The organism is Duganella kummerowiae (assembly GCF_053572355.1).
The window spans coordinates 461,972-481,914 of record NZ_JBKFEH010000009.1; the positions used below are offsets into that span (position 1 = coordinate 461,972).

The 19,943-nt window shown below is 64.4% G+C and carries 24 protein-coding genes; 13 read left to right on the forward strand and 11 right to left on the reverse strand.

The annotated features are described in order from the left end of the window. Nucleotides 1-33 precede the first annotated feature (33 nt). From rplU to ACLB1G_RS13110, 6 genes are all read left to right on the forward strand, one after another. Nucleotides 34-345, forward strand: a complete 312-nt coding sequence (rplU, locus tag ACLB1G_RS13085; protein WP_491627647.1) for a 50S ribosomal protein L21 — start codon at nt 34-36, stop codon at nt 343-345. Between the two features lie 15 nt (nt 346-360). Beyond that, nucleotides 361-633 (forward strand): 50S ribosomal protein L27, encoded by a 273-nt coding sequence (gene rpmA / locus ACLB1G_RS13090; protein WP_491627648.1) that lies wholly within the window; start codon nt 361-363, stop codon nt 631-633. A gap of 165 nt (nt 634-798) precedes the next feature. Next, a complete protein-coding gene (obgE, locus tag ACLB1G_RS13095) occupies nt 799-1,908 on the forward strand; it encodes a GTPase ObgE (RefSeq protein ID WP_491627649.1) in 1,110 nt (369 codons plus the stop codon). Nucleotides 1,909-2,085: 177 nt separating this feature from the next. After that, nucleotides 2,086-3,204 carry a glutamate 5-kinase gene (gene proB / locus ACLB1G_RS13100; RefSeq protein ID WP_491627650.1) on the forward strand — a complete coding sequence of 373 codons (1,119 nt, stop codon included), beginning with the start codon at nt 2,086-2,088 and terminating at the stop codon, nt 3,202-3,204. Nucleotides 3,205-3,355: 151 nt separating this feature from the next. After that, complete coding sequence (locus tag ACLB1G_RS13105) at nt 3,356-4,123, forward strand: PEP-CTERM sorting domain-containing protein (protein ID WP_491627651.1); 768 nt, start codon at nt 3,356-3,358, stop codon at nt 4,121-4,123. A gap of 13 nt (nt 4,124-4,136) precedes the next feature. Then, nucleotides 4,137-4,898, forward strand: a complete 762-nt coding sequence (locus ACLB1G_RS13110) for a PEP-CTERM sorting domain-containing protein (RefSeq protein WP_491627652.1) — start codon at nt 4,137-4,139, stop codon at nt 4,896-4,898. Between the two features lie 47 nt (nt 4,899-4,945). Here ACLB1G_RS13110 and nth read toward each other — a convergent pair whose 3' ends face one another. The 8 genes from nth to ACLB1G_RS13150 form a co-directional block, all read right to left on the reverse strand. Then, nucleotides 4,946-5,593 (reverse strand): endonuclease III, encoded by a 648-nt coding sequence (gene nth / locus ACLB1G_RS13115; RefSeq protein WP_491627653.1) that lies wholly within the window; start codon nt 5,591-5,593, stop codon nt 4,946-4,948. Further along, nucleotides 5,590-6,336 carry an electron transport complex subunit RsxB gene (gene rsxB, locus ACLB1G_RS13120; protein ID WP_491627654.1) on the reverse strand — a complete coding sequence of 249 codons (747 nt, stop codon included), beginning with the start codon at nt 6,334-6,336 and terminating at the stop codon, nt 5,590-5,592. The genes nth and rsxB overlap by 4 nt, the downstream gene beginning before the upstream one ends. A 24-nt stretch (nt 6,337-6,360) precedes the next feature. Then, complete coding sequence (locus ACLB1G_RS13125) at nt 6,361-8,064, reverse strand: chloride channel protein (protein ID WP_491627763.1); 1,704 nt, start codon at nt 8,062-8,064, stop codon at nt 6,361-6,363. 94 nt (nt 8,065-8,158) lie between these two features. Further along, nucleotides 8,159-8,593 carry a MarR family winged helix-turn-helix transcriptional regulator gene (locus ACLB1G_RS13130; RefSeq protein ID WP_491627655.1) on the reverse strand — a complete coding sequence of 145 codons (435 nt, stop codon included), beginning with the start codon at nt 8,591-8,593 and terminating at the stop codon, nt 8,159-8,161. Between the two features lie 80 nt (nt 8,594-8,673). After that, the gene (locus ACLB1G_RS13135; RefSeq protein ID WP_491627656.1) at nt 8,674-9,909 is read right to left on the reverse strand and encodes a polyhydroxyalkanoate depolymerase; all 1,236 of its coding nucleotides are present in this window, start codon (nt 9,907-9,909) and stop codon (nt 8,674-8,676) included. A 305-nt stretch (nt 9,910-10,214) separates the two neighbouring features. Beyond that, entirely contained in the window at nt 10,215-10,538 is a 324-nt protein-coding gene (fdxA, locus tag ACLB1G_RS13140) for a ferredoxin FdxA (protein ID WP_491627657.1), read from the reverse strand. A gap of 271 nt (nt 10,539-10,809) precedes the next feature. Beyond that, complete coding sequence (locus ACLB1G_RS13145) at nt 10,810-11,097, reverse strand: protealysin inhibitor emfourin (RefSeq protein WP_491627658.1); 288 nt, start codon at nt 11,095-11,097, stop codon at nt 10,810-10,812. Between the two features lie 10 nt (nt 11,098-11,107). After that, nucleotides 11,108-12,448, reverse strand: coding sequence for a hypothetical protein (locus ACLB1G_RS13150; protein ID WP_491627659.1), 1,341 nt, complete (start codon nt 12,446-12,448; stop codon nt 11,108-11,110). Between the two features lie 145 nt (nt 12,449-12,593). Between ACLB1G_RS13150 and ACLB1G_RS13155 the strand changes: the two genes are divergently transcribed. Next, nucleotides 12,594-12,875, forward strand: coding sequence for a polyhydroxyalkanoic acid system family protein (locus ACLB1G_RS13155; RefSeq protein ID WP_491627660.1), 282 nt, complete (start codon nt 12,594-12,596; stop codon nt 12,873-12,875). Between the two features lie 135 nt (nt 12,876-13,010). Here the strand turns inward: ACLB1G_RS13155 and ACLB1G_RS13160 are convergent, their stop codons facing one another. Both ACLB1G_RS13160 and ACLB1G_RS13165 read right to left on the reverse strand, forming a co-directional pair. After that, complete coding sequence (locus tag ACLB1G_RS13160; protein ID WP_491627661.1) at nt 13,011-13,265, reverse strand: acyl-CoA-binding protein; 255 nt, start codon at nt 13,263-13,265, stop codon at nt 13,011-13,013. Between the two features lie 163 nt (nt 13,266-13,428). Continuing rightward, nucleotides 13,429-13,713, reverse strand: a complete 285-nt coding sequence (locus ACLB1G_RS13165) for an HU family DNA-binding protein (protein WP_491627662.1) — start codon at nt 13,711-13,713, stop codon at nt 13,429-13,431. Nucleotides 13,714-13,933: 220 nt separating this feature from the next. On the opposite strand from ACLB1G_RS13165, the gene ACLB1G_RS13170 reads away from it, so the two are divergent. Then, nucleotides 13,934-14,686, forward strand: coding sequence for an anti-sigma factor family protein (locus tag ACLB1G_RS13170; RefSeq protein ID WP_491627663.1), 753 nt, complete (start codon nt 13,934-13,936; stop codon nt 14,684-14,686). 185 nt (nt 14,687-14,871) lie between these two features. Here the strand turns inward: ACLB1G_RS13170 and ACLB1G_RS13175 are convergent, their stop codons facing one another. Then, entirely contained in the window at nt 14,872-15,228 is a 357-nt protein-coding gene (locus ACLB1G_RS13175; RefSeq protein ID WP_491627664.1) for an FKBP-type peptidyl-prolyl cis-trans isomerase, read from the reverse strand. A 157-nt stretch (nt 15,229-15,385) separates the two neighbouring features. Between ACLB1G_RS13175 and ACLB1G_RS13180 the strand changes: the two genes are divergently transcribed. Genes ACLB1G_RS13180 through ACLB1G_RS13200 form a run of 5 tightly spaced genes read left to right on the forward strand, consistent with a single transcriptional unit; the run spans nt 15,386 to nt 19,758 of the window. Next, the gene (locus ACLB1G_RS13180; RefSeq protein WP_491627665.1) at nt 15,386-16,348 is read left to right on the forward strand and encodes a YVTN family beta-propeller repeat protein; all 963 of its coding nucleotides are present in this window, start codon (nt 15,386-15,388) and stop codon (nt 16,346-16,348) included. Next, a complete protein-coding gene (locus ACLB1G_RS13185) occupies nt 16,345-17,163 on the forward strand; it encodes a polysaccharide deacetylase family protein (RefSeq protein WP_491627666.1) in 819 nt (272 codons plus the stop codon). Before ACLB1G_RS13180 ends, ACLB1G_RS13185 begins: the two co-directional genes overlap by 4 nt. Then, nucleotides 17,160-18,158 (forward strand): sterol desaturase family protein, encoded by a 999-nt coding sequence (locus ACLB1G_RS13190; RefSeq protein ID WP_491627667.1) that lies wholly within the window; start codon nt 17,160-17,162, stop codon nt 18,156-18,158. The genes ACLB1G_RS13185 and ACLB1G_RS13190 overlap by 4 nt, the downstream gene beginning before the upstream one ends. Beyond that, nucleotides 18,158-18,973 carry an EI24 domain-containing protein gene (locus ACLB1G_RS13195; RefSeq protein ID WP_491627668.1) on the forward strand — a complete coding sequence of 272 codons (816 nt, stop codon included), beginning with the start codon at nt 18,158-18,160 and terminating at the stop codon, nt 18,971-18,973. Before ACLB1G_RS13190 ends, ACLB1G_RS13195 begins: the two co-directional genes overlap by 1 nt. Then, complete coding sequence (locus tag ACLB1G_RS13200; protein ID WP_491627669.1) at nt 18,973-19,758, forward strand: competence/damage-inducible protein A; 786 nt, start codon at nt 18,973-18,975, stop codon at nt 19,756-19,758. Before ACLB1G_RS13195 ends, ACLB1G_RS13200 begins: the two co-directional genes overlap by 1 nt. Nucleotides 19,759-19,943: the final 185 nt, after the last annotated feature.

Here is a 19,943-nt window from a genome sequence, read left to right on the forward strand (position 1 = left end):
AAACTCTTTTAACATTTGATGAGGTTTCAAATCATGTACGCGGTCATAAAAACCGGCGGCAAACAATACAAAGTTGCTGCTGGCGAAAAACTCAAAGTAGAACAGATACCTGCTGACATTGGTTCCGAACTCACCATAGACCAAGTCCTGGCCATTGGCGCCGGCGACAGCATCAAGTTTGGTGCGCCCCTGGTTGAAGGTGCTAAAGTTCTGGCTACCGTTGTTTCGCATGGTCGTCACGACAAGGTGAAGATCTTCAAGATGCGCCGTCGTAAGCACTACCAGAAACACCAAGGTCATCGTCAGAACTACACCGAGATCCAAATCGTCTCGATCAACGGCTAATCAAGGAGCTATCACATGGCACACAAAAAAGGTGGCGGCACTACTCGCAACGGCCGCGATTCCGAGTCAAAACGCCTGGGCGTTAAAGTCTACGGCGGCCAGGCTATCAACGCTGGCGGCATCATCATCCGTCAACGTGGCACCCCCGTGCGCGCCGGCGAAGGCGTGGGCACCGGCAAAGACCACACCCTGTTCGCCCTGGTGGACGGCGTGGTCAAGTTCGTGACCAAAGGCAAAGGTTCGAACAAGTTCGTGACCGTGGTCCCGGCCCAGCAAGCCGCAGCGTAATTGCTCAGCAGGACTGCGGTCCTGCTTTTTGTAAGGCGCAAGCCTTCCAGCGAAAGGCTCTGCCCAAGAAGGTAGGGCCTTTTAGTTTTAGAGGTCGTCTCAAAGCGAGCATGGCGCGGTGGCAGCTCCTTTTGAAACGGCCTTTCTATTTTTAGGTGGCACATCATGAAGTTTATCGACGAAGCAAAAATCGAAGTCATCGCCGGCAGCGGCGGGAATGGCTGCGCCTCTTTTTGCCGTGAAAAATTCCGTCCCTTCGGCGGCCCCGACGGCGGCGACGGCGGCCGTGGCGGCTCGATCTGGGCTTACGCCGACCGCAACGTCAACACCCTGGTCGACTACCGCTATTCCAAGGTCCACAAGGCCAAGGACGGCGAGGCCGGCCGCGGCTCCGACTGCTACGGCAAGGGCGCGGACGATGTCCACCTGCGCCTGCCGGTCGGCACCCTGATCATCGACGAGGTCAGCGGCGAAATCATCGCCGACCTGACCGAGCACGGCCAAATGGAATTGCTGGCCAAGGGCGGCGAGGGCGGCTGGGGCAACATCCACTTCAAGACCTCGACCAACCGCGCGCCGCGCCAGAAAACCGAGGGCAAGGAAGGCGAACGCCGCGAGCTGCGCCTGGAGCTGAAGGTGCTGGCCGACGTTGGCCTGCTGGGCATGCCGAACGCCGGCAAGTCCACCTTCATCACGGCCGTGTCCAACGCGCGCCCGAAGATCGCCGACTACCCGTTCACCACCCTGCACCCCAACCTGGGCGTGGTGCGCGTGTCGCACGAGAAGAGCTTCGTGATTGCCGACATTCCCGGCCTGATCGAGGGCGCCGCCGAAGGCGCCGGCCTGGGCCACCAGTTCCTGCGCCATTTGCAGCGCACCGGCCTGCTGCTGCACATCGTCGACCTGGCCCCGTTCGAGGCCAATGTCGATCCGGTCAAGGAAGCCAAGGCCCTGGTCAAGGAACTTGAAAAGTACGACGCCTCGCTGGCCGACAAGCCGCGCTGGCTGGTGCTCAACAAGCTGGACATGGTGCCGGAGGAAGAGCGCGCCAAGCGCGTCAAGGACTTCATCAAGCGCTTCGGCTGGAAAGGTCCCGTGTTCCAGATTTCCGCCCTGGGCCACGAAGGCACGCAGGAGCTGGTCAACGCCATCTACCAGCACCTGGAACAGAGAAAGCACAGCGAGCAGCGCGCCGAGGAAGTCCACATGACGGAAGAAGCGCGCGGCATCTCGTCCATCGATCCGGACGATCCACGCTTCAAAATCCTCGATTAATCCCTGCATCACCGGCATAATCGGCCACACGCCGATGATGCCTACCATGGCGCGGCCGGCCCGGCATCCCCGGGCGCGGCGCCGCCAGCGGCAAGGCCGGGCCATCCGCCCGCGGCATCACTGCAGCGTCACGGCCCCGCGAGGGCTCTCCTCTTTGATCAGACTACCGCCGCATCCATGAATTCCGTCATACAGAAAGCCACCCGCATCATCATCAAGGTCGGTTCCTCGCTGGTCACCAACGACGGGCGCGGGCTGGACCACGCCGCCATCGCGCGCTGGGCGTCGCAGATCGCCGCCTTGCGCCAGCTGGGCAAGCAGGTCGTGCTGGTGAGCTCGGGCGCGATTGCCGAGGGCATGCTGCGCCTGGGCTTCGACAAGCGTCCCACCGACATCCACGAACTGCAGGCCTGCGCCGCCGTCGGCCAGATGGGCCTGGCTCAGATCTACGAGACCAGCTTCCGTGCGCACGGCATCGGCACCGCGCAAGTGCTGCTGACCCACGCCGACCTGGCCGACCGCGAACGCTACCTGAACGCGCGCTCCACCCTGACCACCCTGCTGCGCATGGGCGTGGTCCCCATCATCAACGAGAACGACACCGTGGTCACGGACGAGATCAAGTTCGGCGACAACGATACCCTGGGCGCGCTGGTGGCCAACCTGATCGAGGCCGACGCCCTGATCATCCTGACCGACCAGAAGGGCCTGTTCAGCGCCGATCCGCGCAAGGACCCGCACGCGGTGCTGATACAGCATGCGCGCGCCGGCGATCCAGAGCTGGAAGCCATGGCCGGCGGCGCCGGCTCCAGCCTGGGACGGGGCGGCATGCTGACCAAGATCCTGGCCGCCAAGCGCGCCGCCAAGTCCGGCGCGCACACGGTGATCGCCTACGGCCGCGAAGACCGTGTGCTGGAGCGCCTGGCCGGCGGCGAGGCCATCGGCACCGAGCTGGCGGCCCAGACCGGCCACCTGACGGCCCGCAAGCAGTGGATGGCCGACCACCTGCAAACCTCGGGGCAGGTAGTGCTGGACGCCGGCGCCGTGCAGAAGCTCACGCGCGAAGGCAAGTCGCTGCTGCCCATTGGCGTGGTGGAAGTGAAGGGCGAATTCGGGCGCGGTTCCGTGATCACCTGCGTGGACCAGCAGGGCGCGGTGATTGCGCGCGGGCTGTCCAACTACACCAGCGGCGAGACGCGCCGCATCATGCGCAAGCCGTCCAGCGAAATCGAGGCCATCCTCGGTTTTGTGGAGGGCCAGGAACTCATCCACCGCGACAACCTGGTGCTGCTGTGATCTGGCGCCGATGCGCTGCGCAGTGCAAGCGGTGAGCAGCCAGAGTCCCTTTTAATAAAAAAGTAAATGTTTTTAGTCAACTATGTTTACATTAAGTAAACATTGATTTAGTATGTGACTGGTTTTCTTTTTTGCAACAAAGGGAGGTGCCATGCGTTTTACCGTCTTATCGCTTGCGGCATTACTGGCGGCTGCGGTCCTACCGGCCAGTGCTGTCAACTACGTGGAGATTCAAGGACTGCACACAGTTTTCTATTACGACACCGATTTTTTTTCTCCAGATAATGTTAGCGTTTCCGGCGACTCCATCCAATTTGGCCTCCCCACGGACATCTCCGTCACCGTCAATGTGGCCTATGCGGCTGATAGCAAGACCGCCAGTACCAGCATTCGCACCGTCTCCCCTCTGCTCGCCGTGGCAAAGGACGGTTATCTGCTGGACGTACGGGCGAGTATTTCAGCCAATTCGACGATAGCCTCGACCACTAGCAAAATCAATGGATACACGTCGATTTCGGCGGCGGAGTCCGCGGGAACCTATAGCAACGGCGTATTCACCTCCAATGGCTCTTCCAGCATGGACCTGTCAACCGGCCAGAATGGGTACTCGGCCGTCCAGGCAGCAGGCACTCGTACTTACACAACTGGCAGTACCGCATGCTGTCTTAGCGGTACCGCACAAGCGATCAAGCTGACCGGTACATCTTTTGGGGTAGGGGTCTCGCAGGCCGGCATCGGCACGCAGACTTTCACCCTCAAGTCGCTCACGTACAGTTTTAACGCGGTGACAGCCGGAACGGTAATCAACCCGCCTGAGGCAGTGCCTGAGCCTGAAACTTACGGCATGATGCTGGCCGGGCTGGGCATCTTGGGATGGGTGGCGCGTCGCCGCTCGTCCCGCATCATCTCCTTGGCTTAAGAGGACGCGGACCATGACGCTGAATAAACCCTTGTTCTATTTTGCCGCTGCAGCCGCCTTGCTGTGCAGCGCTGTTCCCGCCCGGGCCACCCATTTTGTTGAGTTCCAAGGCGCAACCTTGAAGTTTTTTGTCGATTCCGATTACTTCGACCTCAGCCGGACCACGGTAATAGGCAACTCGATCTCGTTCGACTTGGACCCTCAGCGCTATAGCGCTAGCGTCACCGGCACACGCGCCAGCTCGTCCAAAGACGCTTCCTTCTCGAGCACTGCGGGAAAAGCGTTGTACATCGTTGCCAATGACGGCTATAGCCTGGTAGCCGGTTTCAGCAGCAGCGCGATCGGGGAGTATTCGATGACCGGCCTGAATGGTGGGGCCAACGCCTATGTGCAGTCCCAAGCGTTCCTAGGCGCCTACACCAATGGCAAACTTACCAGCGAGCCGTTTTACACCGCCTACAGCAGCCTGCAGCTGAACCGTGCCAACCAGATCAGCAGTGGCCCCGCAGCTTTCGTTCTGTCGCCATACGGTGGCAGCACCACGTTGACCGATGTACTGGGTATCAGCACATCATTTTCGGGCTCGGTGTATGAAAAGGAAATTTCCAGCAGCTCTCTCTCTATCACCCGGCTCAGCTACAGCTTCAGCACTGTGGCGGACGCTGCGCCTCTCGCATTGCGGCAGGTCAGTCCCGTTCCGGAGCCTGGGACTTATGCGATGCTGGTGGGCGGCCTGGCCATGCTCGGCGCCCTCCAGCGCCGACGCAAGGCATAAGCAGCCTTTAGCCACGCGCCATCCGCCGCGCAATGCGCGGCGGTTTCCTACAGGTTGTCGGGCGCCGGGGTCTTGGCGCGGTAGTCGCACAAATCGATCTGGATGCAGTTCCAGCACTCCGGCTTGCGCGCCTTGCAGGTGTAGCGCCCGTGCAGGATGAGCCAGTGGTGGGCGTCGTGCAGGAATTCTTTGGGCACGAACTTGAGCAGCTTCTGCTCGACGATATCGACGTTCTTGCCTGGCGCCAGGCCGGTGCGGTTCGAGACCCGAAAGATGTGGGTATCGACCGCCATGGTCGGTTCGCCAAACGCCGTGTTCAGCACCACGTTGGCGGTCTTGCGGCCCACACCGGGCAGCGCTTCCAGCGATTCCCGGCCGCGCGGCACTTCGCCGCCATGCAGCTCGACCAGCATGCGGCAGGTGGCGATCACGTTCTTGGCCTTGGTCTTGTACAGGCCTATGGTCTGGATATAACTCTTGAGCTCTTCCTCGCCCAGCGCCAGGATGGCGGCCGGCGTATTGGCCACCGGGTACAGCTTGCGGGTGGCCTTGTTGACGCCGACGTCGGTGGCCTGGGCCGACAGCAGCACGGCAATCAAGAGTTCGAACGGCGTGGTGTATTCCAGTTCGGTGACCGGCTTGGGATTGGCGGCGCGGAAGCGCACGAACATTTCGTGGCGTTTGGCGTTGTTCATTCAGTCTTGTTGTCGGGTGGCGGGGTGGTGCCGGCGGCCTGTTCCTTTTTCAGGCGCGCGCGTTCCATGGCGGCGGCAATGATGGCGCGCTTGCGTTCCTTCTCGGCCGCCTCGGCCTCGTTTTCCGGCGTGAGCGCTTGCACCGCTTCCAGCTTGGCGATGGCCTTGGCCGCCAGGCGCGCCTCGTTTTCCTCCTTGTCGCGCTGCAGGCGCAGGGTGCGGAAGTCGTGCCGTTCGCGCGCGGCGTCGGCCTCGCGCTGGCTCCAGGCGTCCCAGCCGGTGGCTTCCGTAACCGGATACATGACGATGCAGTCCACCGGGCAGGGCTGGACGCACAGGTCGCAGCCGGTGCACAGCGCCGGCACCACGGTATGCATCAGTTTGGCCGCGCCGACGATGGCGTCCACCGGGCAGGCCTGTATGCACAGGGTGCAGCCTATGCACAGGTCCTCGTCGATGTAGGCCACGGCGCGCGGGCGCTCCAGGCCGTTGACGGGATTGATGGGAATGACGGGGTGGCCGGTCAGGGCCGACAGGCGCCGCACGCCCTCCATGCCGCCGGGCGGACACTGGTTGATCTGCGCTTGTCCGGCCGCGATGGCCTGCGCGTAGGGACGGCAGCCATCGTAGCCGCACTTGGTGCACTGGGTCTGCGGCAGCAGGTCTTCGATGCGGTCGGCAAACGGCTTATCGGAAACGGGCACGGTAGGGGCGGAAAACGGTAAAACGCCATTATCCGCCATCCCGCGCCGGCTGGCCAAAAAACCTTAGCGGGTGCGGGGGCGTTGCAGCCACAGGCGGCGCAGGGTCTGGCGTTCCTGCTCCTCGCCGTGCACGTCCAGCGCCGGCTTGACCAGGTCGCTGCGGCTGACGATGCCGACCAGGCGCAGCGACTGGCCATCCTCCACCACCGGCAAGCGTTCGAGTCCCAGCACCGCCAGCCGGCTGGCCAGGGTGCGGCAGGTTTCATCCGGCAGCGCGTAAGCCGGTGGATAGACACCGTACAGTTCACTCACCAGCCGCGCCTGCGGCCGGGCTTGCAGCGCCTGGCGGTCCAGCATGCCGACCAGGGCGCCGTCGCGCAGCACCGGATACGCGCGGTGGCGCTGGCCGGCGCCAAAGTGCGAGGCCAGCACGTCCTGCAGGCGCGCATGCACGTCCACGGTGTGCGGCGCGGCGCTCATCACTTCGGCCACGCTGTGGCGTTCCAGCGGATCGACGCCGTATTCGCGGTAGATGTGACGGCCACGGCGCGCGATCTTCTCGGTCAAAATCGAGCGCTGCATGGTGACTACCGTGAAGGCGTAGGCGATGGTGGCGCTGGCCAGCACCGGCAGCAACGCGTTGACGTCGTGCGTCAGCTCGAAGGCGAACACCACGGCCATGACCGGCGCGCGCATCATGCCGCCCAGGGTGGCGGCCATGAATACCAGCGGCCACACGGCCGGGTCGGCGCCCGGCAGCCAGGGCGACAGCAGCGCGCCCAGTCCGGCGCCCAGCATCAGCAGCGGGGCCAGCACGCCGCCCGAGGTGCCGGACGCCAGCGCGATCAGCCAGATCACGGCTTTCACTGCCAGCAGCGCGGCCACCGCGCCCGGCGCCAGCTGGCCGCTGAGGGCGCCATTGAGCAGGTCGGCGATGACGTCATAGCCCACGCCCAGCGCGCGCGGCTGGACATAGCCGCCGATGCCGACCGCCAGCCCGCCCAGCGCCGGCCACCACATCCAGTGCATGGGCAGCTTGCGGAAGGCGTCTTCGACCCGGTACAGGGCGGTGGAGAGCAGGCAGGCCAGGGCGCCGCACAGCAGCCCGGCCACCAGGCAGGACAGCAGTGCCGATGGCGCCGCGGCCGCGCTGTGCAGCGGGAACAGCGGGCCGGCGGCGATTAGCAATGGACGCAAGAAGCCGGCCACCGCGCAGGCCACGGCCACCGGCGCCAGGCTGCGCGGGCGCAGTTCGAACAGCAGCAGTTCCACCGCCAGCAGGATGGCCGCGATCGGCGTGCCGAACACCGCCGTCATGCCGGCTGTGGCGCCGGCCACCAGCAGCGCCTTGCGCTCGGCGGAACTCAGGTGGAAGTGCTGCGCCAGCAGCGAGCCCATGGCGCCGCCGATCATGATGATGGGCCCTTCGGCGCCGAACGGGCCGCCGCTGCCGATGGCGATGGCCGAGGCCAGCGGTTTGAGCACGGCCACCTTGGGCGACATGGCGCTGCGCTTGAACAGGATGGCTTCCAGCGCTTCCGGGATGCCATGGCCGCGTATCTGCTCGGAGCCGTAGCGGGCGATCAGGCCGATGACCAGGCCGCCCAGCACCGGCACCGCGATCACCCAGGCGCCCAGCGTGTGCATGGCGGGCGAGGCCTCGGCGCTGGACCACCGGTGGAAGAAGAACAGGTTGGTGAAGAAGCGGATCGCGTGCAGCAGCAAGCCTGCCGTCACGGTGCTGATGGCGCCGGTCACGGCCGCCATGGCGATCAGCCGCAACAGGCGCGCGCTGTCGTCGAAGTCGCGGCGGGCGTCGTAACGGCTGTCGTCACGACGGCTCCCGTCACGGCCGCCGCCGTTATTTGCCACTCTTGGCTCCCAGTTTCGGCACGGTGAACACGCCGTCCAGCGACAGCAGTTCAATGCGGTGGCGCTCGGCCAGGCGCGACAAGATGGCTTCACCGGCCGGCAACAGGTGGATTTCGACCTGGCGCCGGTCCGTGGTGCTGGGGCGGCGCTCGACCAGGCCGCCGGCCTCGCAGCGTGTCACCAGCGCCACCACGCCGTGCGGCTTGGCCTGCAGGCGCTCGGCCAGCTGGCCCACCGTGGCCCACTCGCGGCCTTCATAGCCTTTGATGTGCAGCAGCAGCAAATACTGCAGGGGCGTGATGCCCTCGGCCTGCACGGCGTCTTCGGAGAAGCGCTCGAAGCGCCGCATCTGGTAGCGGAATTCGGACAGGACCGAGAAGTCGGCCTTGCTCAGCGGGGGCAGGGGAGGAGTGGGCTTGGTCATGCACCGAAATATATCACAACGTGATGTATTACGGCCCAAAAAAACGCTCCCGGTGGGGAGCGTCGCAGCGGCGGCTGGAATCAGCCGTGTTTCTTGATGAATTCCGTGATCTGGGGGCAGACCACTTCGCGCCAGCGGCGGCCGGAGAAGATGCCGTAGTGGCCGGCGCCCTGCACCACCAGGTCCTTCTGGCGCGCGGCCGGAATGCCGGAGCACAGGTCGTGCGCGGCCTGGGTCTGGCCGGCGCCGGAAATGTCGTCCAGTTCACCCTCGACGGTGAACAGGGCCACGCTCTCGATATCCTGCGGGCGCACCAGCTGGCCGCCCACCATCCATTCGCCGCGCGGCAGCGCGAAGTCCTGGAACACGGTCTTGATGGTGTCCAGGTAGTATTCGGCCGGCATGTCCAGCACGGCGTTGTACTCGTCGTAGAACTTGCGGTGCGCTTCGGCGGTTTCCTGGTCGCCTTCCACCAGGTGGTTGTAGAAGTCGCGGTGGCTCTGGGCGTGGCGGCCCGGGTTCATGGCGATGAAGCCGGCGTGCTGCAGGAAGCCGGGATAGACCTTGCGGCCGAAGCCGGGATAGTTGGGCGGCACCGAGTAGATCACGGTGTTCTCGAACCATGAGAATTTCTTTTCGGTGGCCAGGTTGTTGACGGCGGTGGGCGAGCGGCGTGGATCGATGGGGCCGCCCATCATGGTCATGGTTTTGGGCTGCTTGGGATCCTTGTTGCTGGCCATCAGGGAGATCGCGGCCAGTACCGGCACGGTCGGCTGGCATACCGAGATCACATGCACGTCCGGACCCAGCAGGCGGATGAAGTCCTGCACGTAATAGATGTAATCGTCCAGGTGGAACGGACCATCGCTGAGGGGCACCATGCGGGCGTCGGTCCAGTCGGTGATGTAGACGTCGTGGTCGGCCAGCAGGCCGCGCACGGTATCGCGCAGCAGGGTCGAGTGATGGCCGGACAGCGGCGCCACCAGCAGCACGGTGGGCTGCGCCAGGGCGCGCACCTGCTTGGGGTCCAGGTCTTTACTGAAGTGTATCAGGCGGCAGAAGGGCTTGTTCTGTACCACGTGCTCAATGATGCCGACCGGCTTGCCCTGGACCTCCACGGCGCTGATATTGAAGGCCGGCTTTTCATATTCCTTGCCGAGGCGGTACATCAGTTCATAGGCGGCGGCGATGCGCTGCGAGAACGGGGTGTGCGCCCACGGCGATACCGGGTTGGTGAACAGCTTCGCTGACGTGTCCGCCCACTGCATGAGCGGCGTCAGGAAGGTGCGGTGCATTTCGTGCAATTGGTAAAGCATGGCGTTATCCGTTCGTATGTTTTGGTGCATTGCACCATACCTGATGGCCCAGGTCAATTATAGAATATTTGGCCGTGACGTAGAGCATTTCTGATGCCCCGTGGAAAAACATTTACTGCCCGAACAGTGCTTATACAGCCATGTTAATCGTATTACAGCAATAAAAAAAGCAGCGTTTCCGCTGCTTTTTTGTAGGAGGCTATGCCGGGCAAGGTGAGGATCAGGCTGATCTCTTCTCGCGGCACTGCAACATTTCAAGAGATTGCTTCAAAGTGCAGTGTCGCCTGGGCCACCTTCAAGCGACCTCAGCGCACCAGCAGGTGCAACTTGTCCTTGACGTCCTTGAATTTTTCGGCGTCGGGCAGGGCCGGCACGGTCTTGGTGATCGATGGCCAGTTGGCGGCCAGTTCGACGTTGAGCTTGATGTATTGCTGCTGGTCGGCCGGGACATCTTCCTCGGCGTAGATGGCGTTTACCGGGCATTCGGCGACGCAGACGGCGCAATCGATGCACTCGTCGGGATCGATGGCGAGGAAGTTCGGGCCTTGGCGGAAGCAATCCACCGGGCAGACATCGACGCAGTCCGTGTAGCGGCAGGCGATGCAGGATTCGGTGACAACGTGGGTCATAACAGTCCTATCAATGGAGTTGTGCTGCGGCGTCAGCGCTGTGTCCACATCGGGCTGACCCCAGTAAAACACTGTATTTTAAGGTAATTCCCGCGATCCCACAAATTGGAGTTAGACACTATTCGTATAAGCAAATGCGGATTGCGGGCGTGGCGCAGCCAAGCTTTACAGCGATGCTGGTTCAAAATGAGCTTGGCTAGGCGCAGCTCCGAAGACAGTGCGCCTGCACGGCGAGGCGCTGCAACGACGCCAGGGTCATTTTGAAGCAGCCTCAAGGCGCGGCGGCCTGTATCAGGTTCAGCACCGGCTCCCAGCGCCGGTGCTGCGGGTTGCCGTCGGCCGTGAAGCTGGCGCTGCGCGGCAGTCCGTTTTCCACCTGTATGGTCCAGCGCTGCAGGTCGGCGCCCACGGCCGGCGCTGGCGCCGCCACCGCCAGGAACAGGGCCGGGTCGGCCAGCGCAGCCTCCAGCGCCGCGCCGTAAGGGATGGCGGCGGTGTCGATGTCGTAGTGCTGCGTGAGGCCGGCCAGGCCGCCCTCCACGGTGGCGTGTATCTTCATGGGGCTCTCCTCATTGCTGGCGGCGGCCGCACCACAGGGCCAGGGCCTGGCGCTCCTGCTCCAGTACATCCTCCAGGCCGGCGTAGGCGGCGTGGTTCATGGTGCCGCAGCAGGCGCGCCGGTCCTGGCGGGCGGCGGGATCCGCGCTGATGGCGGTTGACGGCGCGCTGCCGTCAGCGGCCAGTATCTCACGTACCACGAAGCGGGCGCGGATGGCGTCGGTGTAGGCGGCCGGCTTGCCGTCGGCCGCCGCGATGGCCAGCATCTGCCTGGCCACGTGGGCGTAGGTGGCGGCCTGGTCGGGGGCGGCCATCAGGGCGCGCAGCACCAGGCCGCGCAGGTAGTCCCCGACCGCCAGTAGCACGGCGGCGTCGTCGCGCACGCCGGGCTGGCGCTCGTGGGCGTAGAAGTCGGCCAGGATGTCGTAGATCGCGCCGGTGAACACCTGGGACAGGGCATGCACCTCGTTGCCCGCCTCGGACAGCTTGAGGTCGTTGTCGGCGTTGCGCAGGCCGTTGGGACGGCCCAGGGCCAGGCCGAACTGCTCGGCCATGTCGGCCAGGAAGGTCTTGTCGTGCAGGTCGGCGCGGGTCTGGGCCACGATGGCTTCCACCTGGTCCAGCTGCGAGAGGGTGAGGAAGATGGCGGTCAGGTCGCCGAAGGATTCGTGCAGGCCGCCGGTCTGCGCTGGATTGCTGCTCAGCAGCCACTTGGGCTTGAGGCCGTCGAGGATGGCGTGGCCCGCTTCGTGGGCGACGATGTCCAGCGAGCGGCAGGTGTACACGCGCTTGTCTTCCCCGCTGGGCACGAAGTGGCCGAACATGAGGGCGCGGTCACTGCGGCTGTAATAGGCGTTCATGACGTTGGGCAGGCCGTGCGGGAACACGGCGATGGGATCGGTGTTGCCCTTGCTGTTCCATTGCCAGGGCAGGGGCGCCGCTTCGCCGCCGCTGGCCAGGGCGCGCTGGTACATGGTCAGGGTCTGGCGCACGATGGCGTAGGTGTGGACGGCGTCGAACTGGTCGGTGTCGGGCGCCATGATGAAGTCGCCGAAGGCGTTCGGGCTGACCGGGGCGATGCCGGGCTGGCCGGACGCGACGCGGGCGTCGCGCGGACCCTGCAGCACCACGCCGGGCAGGAACACCTTGCGCATGCCGGGATCGGCGACGGACGGGTCCTGTTTCCAGATCAGCATGCGGCTGCCTGCGGGGAGGGCGGCGGCGGCCCGTTCATGCACGGCGCGCGGTGTGCCTGGCTGCTGCAGCAGCTGGGCCGCCTTGCGGTGCTGGCGGTAAGGGGCGGACGGGGTGGGCACGAAGCCGACCGGCAACGAGGCGACTTTCTGGTCCATGATGGTTCTCCTTTGGGCTGGATGAACCTGCATGGTCGCCCCTGGCGCAGCGGCGGCTTTTGCGCCTGCGCAAAACATGGGCTGGCGCGGCGGCGGCCGGGCTGGCATCATGTCGGCTTTTGTATTTTTCTATAAGGAAGGCCGCATGGCGGACATCACCATCACCCAAGCCCATCAACTAGACCCGGCGGCGGCGCGCGCGGCGGCCGACCAGGTGGCGGCCAAGCTGGCCGCCGAGTTCGAGCTGGCCTGCAGCTGGCAGGACCAGGTGCTGAGCTTTTCACGCAGCGGCGTGAACGGCACCCTGAGCCTGGAGCCGCAACTGGCGCGCATGGAACTGTCGCTGGGCTTCCCGTACGGACTGATGGCGGCCCAGATCCGCGGCAAGATCGAAGACAAAATGCGGCGCGTGTTCGCCACCGCATAAAAACAGCGGTGTCCACCCAGCGGTGTCAGATCTGCCATTGGTACATGGGGTCGCCACATCATAAAAGCGGGCTCTTGTACTAATGGCAGATCTGACACCGGGTTGGAGAGACACCCGGTTGAACATCGGATTGGTTCAGCCCTTCAGCTCTTCGATCAAATCGATGTACTGCTGTTGCGCCTCTTCCTGGCTGGTGCCTTTCAGGGCGGCCCAGGCGTCGTACTTGGCGCGGCCGACGAAGTCGGTCATGCCGGGGCGCTCACCTTCCACATCGCCCGCCGAACCCTGCTTGAACAGGGCGTAGATCTTCAGCAGCGTCATGTTGTCCGGACGTTCCGGCAGGTTCTTGGAATCGGCCTGGGCCTGGGCGAATTGTTCCTGGATGCTCATCGTTGTGCTCCTCAAGTTAAGTGCCCGCCATCATACAAAAGAACGGCCGTTCTTCGTAGAGGATGGGCTCCAAAACAGAACGGCGGTCCGGGCCGGACCCGAGTCCGCCCTGAACCGCCGTTTCCGGTGCCCTTGCAGGCACTGAACCCGTTGCGTGCGACGCTTACTTCTTCTTCGGATTGACCGCTGCCTTCAGGGTGGCGCCAGCCGAGAATTTCGGGGTTTTCGACGCAGCGATCTTGATCGCTTCGCCGGTTGCAGGATTGCGGCCTTTACGTGCAGCGCGCTTGGCAACGGAGAAGGTGCCGAAGCCGGTGATGCCCACCGTGTCGCCTTTTTTCAGGCGCTCGGTGATGATGGCGATCAGCGTGTTCACTGCATCGTTGGCGGCAGCAGCGGACACTTCAGAGCGTTTCGCAAATTCTGCAATCAGTTCGCCTTTTTTCATTACTACCTCCTTGGTTATTAGAGGCCGCAGATTAGCATAAATATTGTCAAATGTAATGGTTTCTCTAAAAAGCAAGCCATACGGGTGCTGAACGTCCGCGCTTCGGCCTCCAGGAGCGCCCGCCGTTGCTGGCAAAAGCCATCATGTCACGCGCTGCAGCCCGTTATAAAAGGAGAAAAAAGGGTAATAAAGGGTTATCATGTCCGCAGCGAGGAACATCATGAGTTTTTCCGACGAGACCCTGATTGCGTATGCGGACGGTGAGCTCGATGCCGCCACCCGGCGCGTCATCGAGGATGCCATGCGCGCCGACGCCAGCCTGGCGCGGCGCATGGCCAGGCTGCGCAGCCAGCGCAGCTTCGCCTCCCAGCCGCCGTCGGTGCGGCGCGGCAATGTGGTGCAGCTGGCCGATGTGCGCGCCCACCGTGCGGCGGCGCAGCAGGCGGCGCGCAAGGCCCGTTCGCACCGCTGGGGCTGGATCGAATGGACGGCGCTGGGCACGGTGCTGGTGCTGGGACTGGCAGCGGGCCGCTTCGGCTTGTCGGCCTGGCAGCCGTCCTGGCTGGGCGGATCGCAGCCGCCGCCCAGCCAGGTGCTGAACCGCGACGGCATGCTGGTGGCGCAGGGCAGGCTGGCCAACTCGCTCAGCCAGCAGATGGGCGGCGCAATGCAGGCCGATACCGATGTGCGGGTCGGGCTGAGCTTCTTATCCAATGAGGGAAGTTACTGCCGCAGCTTCACCCTGGTGGGCGCCAGCCAGGATTTGGTGGGCATCGCCTGCCGCGCGGCGGAGGAATGGCGCATCCCGGTGCTGGTGCAGAATGTGCGGCCGCAGCCGCAAATGGGCAGCTATCACATGGCCAGCACGGAGATGCCGAGCGCTTTGCTGGAGGCGATAGACCAGCGCATCGTGGGCGGCATGCTGGATGCGCGGGCGGAGATGGAGGCCCTGCGCCGCAACTGGCAGCGCTGAGTCCGCATCAACGCGGCCATGGCGTCGTTGCGGCGCCTTGCCGTACAGCCGCACTGTCTGCGGCTGCCACGCCTAGCCCTGGCCGCGTTGAACCGGCCATGGCGTCGTTGCGGCGCCTTGCCGTGCAGCCGCACTGTATGCGGCTGCCACGCCTGGCCCTGGCCGCGTTGAAGCGGCCTCAATAATCAGACGGCCAGCAGTTCCACGTCAAAGATCAGGGTGGCGTTGGGCGGGATCACGCCACCGGCGCCGCGCGAGCCGTAGCCCAGGTCGGCCGGGATAATCAGCTGGCGGGTGCCGCCCACTTTCATGCCTTGCACGCCCTCGTCCCAGCCGCGTATCACCATGCCGGCGCCCAGGGCGAACTCGAACGGGTCGTTGCGGTCCTTGCTGGAGTCGAATTTCGGACCCTTGCTGCCGTCGTCGTTGCGCAGCCAGCCGGTGTAGTGCACGGTGACGTTCTGGCCGGCCTTGGCTTCGGCGCCTTCGCCCTGCACCAGTTCGTCGTACTGCAGGCCGGAAGGAGTGGTAATGATGGACATGTTGAAATCCTTGCTTGGTGGTGAAAAATAGTTCTTCATTGTAGAGCAAGCCTGCTCAAACTGCCATGTGGCGTGCGGCAACAAAATTTGCTGCGTCCTGGAGACAGCCCATCCTTTGCACGTAAAATAGTGTTTTGTCCCTGATTCGTTTCGTTCCATGCTACGTCGTCTCGTTTACTCCGCCCTCGCGCTGATGCCGCTGGCGGCCCAGGCCCAGTCTCCTGTCGTCGTGGTGCTCAATTCGCGCGACGCCACCATACAGTTGCTGGACCAGGACACCCAGCGCGACCTCGGCACCATCCCGGTAGGCAAGGAACCGCACCACCTGATGGCCACGCCGGACAACAAGTCCCTGATCGTGGCCAGCTCGGCCGGCAACGAGCTGGTGTTCCTGGACCCGAAAAGCGGCCAGGTCCAGCGCACCATCAAGAACATCCTCGACCCCTACCAGATCGGCTTTTCGCCCGACCAGAAATGGTTCGTGTCGAACTCGCTGCGCCTGGACCGGGTGGACCTGTACCGCTACGATGGCAGCAGCCTGTCCCTGGCCAAGCGCATCCCGCTGGCCAAGCTGCCCAGCCACATGGCCTTCAACGCCGCCAGCGACATGGTGTTCATCACCCAGCAGGGCAGCCACGAGGTGAGCGCCATCGACCTCAAGACCCAGGCCGTGAAATGGACCCTGCCGGTGGGCCAGCTGCCGGCCGGCATTGCCATGACCCCGGACGACAAGTACCTGCTGGTGGGCATCATGGGCGCCGACTACGTGGAAGTGATCGACTGGCGCGCCCAGAAAACCGTCAAGCGCATCAAGGCCGGCGCCGGCACCCACAATTTCCGCGCCGCCGGCGACGGCCGCTATACCTACGTGTCCAACCGCGTGTCCAACACCATCAACATCATCGACCAGAAGACGCTGGAAAACGTGGGCACCATCGCGGTGCCGGGCGGCCCCGATTGCATGGAAGTGACCGACGACGGCAAGACCATGTGGGTGACCCTGCGCTGGATCAAGAAAGTCGCCGTGATCGACCTGGCCAGCCGCAAGGTGACCAAGGTGATCCCCGTGGGCCGCTCGCCGCACGGCGTTTTCTTTGCCAATTCCTCGGCGCGGCTGTGAGCGCGCTCCGCTGGCTGGCGCTGCTGTCGTGCGCGCCGCCGGCGCTGGCGGCCGGCGCGCCGGCCGCCGGTTCGCCGGCCGCCGGTTCGCCGGACCGCTGCAAGGGCGCCATCTACCTCACCTTCGATACCGGCAGCCAGTCGCAGGCCGAACTGATCGCCGACACGCTGCGCCGCCACCGTATCAAGGCCACCTTCTTCCTGGCCAACGAGAAAACCGTGCGCGGCGATTATGCGCTGGACCCGTCCTGGGCCGAATTCTGGAAAGCCAGGGTGGCCGAGGGCCATGCCTTCGGCTCGCACACCTACGACCACGTGTATTTCGTCAAGGACGTGGGCGCGGACCGGCTGCGCATGAAGCCGCAATTCGGCGCCCGCGCCGGCCAGGCCGTCGACTGGACTGCGCAGCAGCTGTGCGAGGAAATCCGCCGCTCCGATGAGCGCTTCCAGCAGCTTACCGGCCGCCATCTGGATCCGATCTGGCGTGCGCCCGGCGGCAAGACCTCGGCGCGCAGCATCGCCGCCGGCCAGGCGTGCGGCTACGCCCACGTGGGCTGGGCCCCGGCCGGCTATTCCGGCGACGAGCTGCCCAGCGAGCGCTATCCGAACGCCATGCTGCTGAAACAATCGCTGGATGGGCTCAAGGATGGCGACATCTTCATTGCCCACATGGGCATCTGGTCGCGCAAGGATGCCTGGGCTCCGGCCAACCTGGAGCCATTGATCGCGGGCCTGGAGCGCAAGGGCTTTTGCTTCGCCACCCTGCGCGAGCATCCGCGCTACCAGCTTGGCCGCAGCAGCGGAGACCGGCCATGATGCAGCAGCTGGCCGATCTCTTCGGCGCGGTGCAGGGCTGGCTGTTCGAGGCGCTGATACAGCCGCTGGCCTTCCAGCTCGGCCTGGGCGCGTATATCGAGGAAGCGTTCGAGGGCACGGAATGGCTGCTGACCGGCGTGTGCGAACTGGTGCTGCTGTTCCTGGTGCTGCGGCCCATGGAGGCGCTGCTGCCGGCCCAGGCCATCACCGACAGGCGCGCGCGCCGCATCGATTTCCTGTACACCGTGCTGCACCGCATCGGCCTGTTCTCGCTGCTGGTGTTCTTCACCCTCGATCCGCTGCTGGACAGCCTGGCCGGCGCGCTACGTCTGGAGGGCGTCCATCCAGTCAACCTGGAGTCGCTGTGGCCCGCGCAGTGGGCCCCTCTCGGCCCCCTTGCCAGTTTCCTGCTGTACCTGGTGGTGCTGGATTTCTTCGATTACTGGTACCATCGCGCCTCGCACCGCTACCATTGGTGGTGGGGCCTGCACAGCCTGCACCACAGCCAGCGTAACCTGAACCTGTGGAGCGACAACCGCAACCATCTGCTGGACGATTTGCTGCGCGACGTCTACATGGGCCTGATCGCGCTGGCCATCGGGGTGGAACCTTCGCAGTACGTGCTGCTGGTGTCGGTGTCGCGCATCGTGCAAAGCCTGCAGCACGCCAATGTGCGGATTCATTTCGGCGCCATCGGCGAGCGCCTGCTGGTGTCGCCGCGCTATCATCGCATGCACCATGCGATAGGCGATGGACACGAAGGCGGGCAGGGCGGTTATGGCTGCAATTTCGCGGTGCTGCTGCCGGTTTGGGATATCCTGTTCGGCACGGCCAGCTTCCGCCCCGGATTTGCCGCCACCGGCATCCGCGACCAGCTGCCGCACATGGATGCGGACGGCGTGGTGCGGCCGGGCCGGGAGTATGGCAAGGGTTTCTGGGCTCAACAATGGCTGGGATTGAAAAGAATGGTGAATATTAATAAGGATATGATCTGATGGTGGGCGTGCTGCGTTCCTATGGACGCGCGCTGGCGGCGCAGCTGAGCGCCAGGATGCTGATGCTGAGCGTGGCGCCGTTCGTGGCGGCGGTGGTGCTGTGGGGCGTGCTGCTGTACCTGGGCCTGCAGCCGCTGATCGACCACGTGCAATCGCTGTTTGTCCGGTATGACGGTTTCGCCTACAGCAGCAGCCTGCTGACCACCCTGGGCCTGGGCGTGGCCAAGACCATCATCGTGCCGCTGATTGCCATGCTGCTCCTGCTGCCGCTGATGATACTGACGGCGCTGGTGTTCATCGGCGTGGCCGCCATGCCGGCCATCGGCCGCCACGTGGGACGGCGCCATTACCCCGAACTGGAACAGCGCCGCGGCGGCACCCTGCTGGGCAGCGCCCTGACGGCGCTGGGCGGCATGGCCATCTTCATCCTGGCCTGGATCGTGACCTTGCCGCTATACTTCTTCCCGCCGCTGGCGGTGGCGGTGCAGGCCTTGCTGTGGGGCTGGCTGACCTGCCGCGTGATGGTGTACGACGCCCTGGCCGATTACGCCAGCGCCGACGAGCGCCACCACATCCTGGCGCGCCACCGCTGGCAGCTGCTGGCCATCGGCGTCATATCGGGCGCCGCCGGCGCGCTGCCGGGCGTGATGTGGCTGGGGGGCATGGTGCTGTCGGTGGTATTCTTCCCCTTCCTGGCGGCGGCCTCGATCTGGCTGTACGTGATGATCTTCATCTTCACCGGCCTGTGGTTCTCCTATTACTGCATGGAGGCGCTGGCCCGCCTGCGTGAGCAACCCGTCATCGAAGGACAATAATGGCTATAGGCTTGATCATCATCGGCGACGAAATCCTGTCCGGGCGGCGCGCCGACCAGCACTTCCCCAAGGTGGTGCAGCTGCTGGCGGCGCGTGGCCTGCAGCTGGGCTGGGCCGAGATCATCGGCGACGACCGGGAGCGCATCGTCGCCACCCTGAAGCGCAGCTTCGCCAGCGGCGACATCGTGTTCTGCTGCGGCGGCATAGGCGCCACCCCGGACGACCATACCCGCGAGGCGGCCGCCGAGGCGCTGGGATTGCCGCTGGTGCTGCATGAGCAGGGCAAGCGCAATATCCAGCAGCGCATCGTGCAGATGGCGCAGGAGGCCGGGCAGACGGCCGACCTGGTATCGGCGGAAAACCTGCACCGCCTGAAGATGGCCGAATTCGCCCAGGGCGCGGCCCTGATCCCCAACCCCTACAACAACATCGCCGGCTTCGCCCTGCAGCGCCATTACTTCGTGCCGGGCTTCCCGGTGATGGCCTGGCCCATGATCGAATGGGTGCTGGATACCCAGTACGCCGACCTGTTCCACCGCGAGCCGCGCCTGGAGCAGTCGGTGCTGGTGTTCGAGGCGGCCGAATCGGCCCTGACGCCGCTGATGGTGGCGCTGGAGGCGCAGTATCCGCGCGTGAAAGTATTCAGCCTGCCCAGCGTGGGCGACGCCCACACCCGGCGCCATATCGAACTGGGCGTGAAGGGCGAACCGGAGCAAACGAAAACCGCTTTCGCGCAACTGTGCGACGAGCTCAAGCGCATGCAAGTAGAGTTTCAACATCTCTAGCAAGCTTGCTGTTCAGAACCGGGTTCTCCGTATGAAACGGCGTTCTTCCTTAAAGGAGAGCGCCGTTGTTTTTTTGCGAAAAACTCAAGTTGCATAAAATAATTTGCGCGTGCCGGCCATGGCCCGGCTGCTGTTGTGGTGCAATGGATGCCAGTAGGTTTGTGTAAATAGCTGACGGTCAGAAT

Coding starts and splice junctions, on each gene's coding strand:
- obgE (WP_491627649.1), top strand. CDS start 799: ATGAAGTTTATCGACGAAGCAAAAATCGAAGTCATCGCCGGCAGCGGC.
- rpmA (WP_491627648.1), top strand. CDS start 361: ATGGCACACAAAAAAGGTGGCGGCACTACTCGCAACGGCCGCGATTCC.
- ACLB1G_RS13150 (WP_491627659.1), bottom strand. CDS start 12,448: ATGGACCAGAAAGTCGCCTCGTTGCCGGTCGGCTTCGTGCCCACCCCG.
- ACLB1G_RS13125 (WP_491627763.1), bottom strand. CDS start 8,064: ATGGCGGCCGTGACCGGCGCCATCAGCACCGTGACGGCAGGCTTGCTG.
- ACLB1G_RS13170 (WP_491627663.1), top strand. CDS start 13,934: ATGAGTTTTTCCGACGAGACCCTGATTGCGTATGCGGACGGTGAGCTC.
- ACLB1G_RS13130 (WP_491627655.1), bottom strand. CDS start 8,593: ATGACCAAGCCCACTCCTCCCCTGCCCCCGCTGAGCAAGGCCGACTTC.
- ACLB1G_RS13195 (WP_491627668.1), top strand. CDS start 18,158: ATGGTGGGCGTGCTGCGTTCCTATGGACGCGCGCTGGCGGCGCAGCTG.
- rplU (WP_491627647.1), top strand. CDS start 34: ATGTACGCGGTCATAAAAACCGGCGGCAAACAATACAAAGTTGCTGCT.
- ACLB1G_RS13145 (WP_491627658.1), bottom strand. CDS start 11,097: ATGAAGATACACGCCACCGTGGAGGGCGGCCTGGCCGGCCTCACGCAG.
- ACLB1G_RS13155 (WP_491627660.1), top strand. CDS start 12,594: ATGGCGGACATCACCATCACCCAAGCCCATCAACTAGACCCGGCGGCG.
- ACLB1G_RS13165 (WP_491627662.1), bottom strand. CDS start 13,713: ATGAAAAAAGGCGAACTGATTGCAGAATTTGCGAAACGCTCTGAAGTG.
- rsxB (WP_491627654.1), bottom strand. CDS start 6,336: ATGGCGGATAATGGCGTTTTACCGTTTTCCGCCCCTACCGTGCCCGTT.
- ACLB1G_RS13175 (WP_491627664.1), bottom strand. CDS start 15,228: ATGTCCATCATTACCACTCCTTCCGGCCTGCAGTACGACGAACTGGTG.
- ACLB1G_RS13135 (WP_491627656.1), bottom strand. CDS start 9,909: ATGCTTTACCAATTGCACGAAATGCACCGCACCTTCCTGACGCCGCTC.
- ACLB1G_RS13160 (WP_491627661.1), bottom strand. CDS start 13,265: ATGAGCATCCAGGAACAATTCGCCCAGGCCCAGGCCGATTCCAAGAAC.
- ACLB1G_RS13180 (WP_491627665.1), top strand. CDS start 15,386: ATGCTACGTCGTCTCGTTTACTCCGCCCTCGCGCTGATGCCGCTGGCG.
- proB (WP_491627650.1), top strand. CDS start 2,086: ATGAATTCCGTCATACAGAAAGCCACCCGCATCATCATCAAGGTCGGT.
- fdxA (WP_491627657.1), bottom strand. CDS start 10,538: ATGACCCACGTTGTCACCGAATCCTGCATCGCCTGCCGCTACACGGAC.
- ACLB1G_RS13105 (WP_491627651.1), top strand. CDS start 3,356: ATGCGTTTTACCGTCTTATCGCTTGCGGCATTACTGGCGGCTGCGGTC.
- ACLB1G_RS13190 (WP_491627667.1), top strand. CDS start 17,160: ATGATGCAGCAGCTGGCCGATCTCTTCGGCGCGGTGCAGGGCTGGCTG.
- ACLB1G_RS13200 (WP_491627669.1), top strand. CDS start 18,973: ATGGCTATAGGCTTGATCATCATCGGCGACGAAATCCTGTCCGGGCGG.
- nth (WP_491627653.1), bottom strand. CDS start 5,593: ATGAACAACGCCAAACGCCACGAAATGTTCGTGCGCTTCCGCGCCGCC.
- ACLB1G_RS13110 (WP_491627652.1), top strand. CDS start 4,137: ATGACGCTGAATAAACCCTTGTTCTATTTTGCCGCTGCAGCCGCCTTG.